Annotated in this window: 1 rRNA gene; it reads left to right on the forward strand. The window is 51.1% G+C overall.

The window, feature by feature from the left end:
* Positions 1 to 2,218, forward strand: a 23S ribosomal RNA gene (locus DEM91_RS12380); the annotation flags it as partial.
* Between the last annotated feature and the right edge of the window lies 1 nt (position 2,219).

Raw genomic sequence — 2,219 nt, forward strand, 5'->3', positions numbered from 1 at the left:
GCGTTTTAGTCGGTGGAGGTAGACGCGAAACCAAGTGATCTACACATGTCCAGGTTGAAGTCTCGGTAACACGAGATGGAGGACCGCACCAATAAGCGTTGAAAAGCTTCTGGATGAGGTGTGTGTAGGAGTGAAAGGCCAATCAAACTTGGAGATAGCTCGTACTCCCCGAAAGGCATTTAGGTGCCGCGTGCTATGATTTACATAAGAGGTAGAGCGACCGATAGGTCAAGAGGGCTTCACCGCCTATCGCGACCTGACGAACTCCGAATGCTTATGTATAGCAGTAGTGCAGTAAGGGGGCGGGTGCTAAGGTCCGTCCCCGAGAGGAGAAGAATCCAGACCGCCGTCTAAGGTCCCTGAATTCTGTCTAAGTTAGTCTAACGAAGTCCGGTCCCCGTGACAGCTAGGATGTTGGCTTGGAAGCAGCCATTCATTCAAAGAGTGCGTAACAGCTCACTAGTCGAGGGTCTGGGCATGGATAATAATCGGGTATAAGACAGATACCGAAGGCGCGGGATAGTAATAATAAAAGTATCGGTAGGGGAGCATTCTATATACGTTGAATGGTTAAGGTAACTTTTCCTGGAGTGTATAGAAAAGCAAATGTAGGTATAAGTAACGATAAGAAGGGTAAGATTCCCTTCCGCCGCAAGACTAAGGTTTCCCGGGCAATGCCAATCATCCCGGGGTTAGTCGGGTCCTAAGTCTCAGCCGACAGGCGAGGGCGATGGCAGACACGGTTAATATTCCGTGACTGCTGCATGATGCGATTGTGGAGACGGAGAAGTGACACCACCGCGAGCTGACGGAATAGCTCGTTGAAGAAATTAGGCTTTGATCATGGTAGGCAAATCCGCCATGAGAGCTGAGTTTTGAAAGTATGGCATTCCCTTCGGGGAAAGCCAATAGTGTGGGTAATCCTGCTTCCAAGAAAATCCGCTAAGCTTCAGTCATGCAGCACCCGTACCGCAAACGGACACACGTAGTCGGGTTGAATATACTCAGGCGTTGAGAGATTCATGGTTAAGGAACTAGGCAAATTAACCCCGTAACTTCGGGAAAAGGGGTCCTCGTTTACTTACGAGGCGCAGAGAATAGGTCCAGGCAACTGTTTACCAAAAACACAGGGCTGTGCTAACTCGAAAGATGAAGTATACAGTCTGACACCTGCCCGGTGCTGGAAGGTTAAGAGGAGAGGTTATACGCAAGTAGAAGCTTTGAATTGAAGCCCCAGTAAACGGCGGCCGTAACTATAACGGTCCTAAGGTAGCGAAATTCCTTGTCGGGTAAGTTCCGACCTGCACGAATGGTGTAATGATCTGGACACTGTCTCAATCATGATCTCAGTGAAATTGTAGTATCGGTGAAGATGCCGATTACCCGCGATGGGACGAAAAGACCCCGTGAACCTTTACTATAGCTTAGCATTGACCTTGGTCATCCGATGTGTAGGATAGGCCGGAGGCTTAGAAGGAGGCGCGCCAGCGCTTTTGGAGCCATCGTTGAAATACGGCCCTTTGGCTGTCTGAGGTCTAACGCGCTTAAAGTGCGGACACTGCTTGGTGGGTAGTTTGACTGGGGTGGTCGCCTCCAAAAGCGTAACGGAGGCTTCCAAAGGTGCCCTCAGGTCGATTGGTAACCGACCTTTTAGAGTGCAATGGCATAAGGGCGCTTGACTGGGAGGCAGACATGCCGAGCAGGCAGGAAACTGGGGCATAGTGATCCGGTGCATGTGTATGGAAACTGCATCGCTCAAAGGATAAAAGGTACTCCGGGGATAACAGGCTGATCCCCCCCAAGAGCTCATATCGACGGGGTGGTTTGGCACCTCGATGTCGGCTCGTCACATCCTGGGGCTGGAGAAGGTCCCAAGGGTTGGGCTGTTCGCCCATTAAAGTGGCACGCGAGCTGGGTTCAGAACGTCGTGAGACAGTTCGGTCTCTATCTATCGTGGGCGCAGGAGTTTTGCGTGGTGCCGTCACTAGTACGAGAGGACCGTGATGGACAGACCTCTGGTTTACCAGTTGTGCCGCCAGGCGCACCGCTGGGTATCTAAGTCTGGTTAGGATAAGCGCTGAAAGCATCTAAGTGCGAAGCCATCCGCAAGATGAGAACTCCATATAAGGGTCGTTGTAGACGACGACGTTGATAGGGTGCAGGTGTAAAGCCAGCGATGGCAAAGCCGAGCACTACTAATTGCCCAAGACTTTCTTTTG

The sequence above is a fragment of the Prevotella sp. TCVGH genome (assembly GCF_023522295.1).
In the GTDB taxonomy this organism is placed as follows: domain Bacteria; phylum Bacteroidota; class Bacteroidia; order Bacteroidales; family Bacteroidaceae; genus Prevotella; species Prevotella timonensis.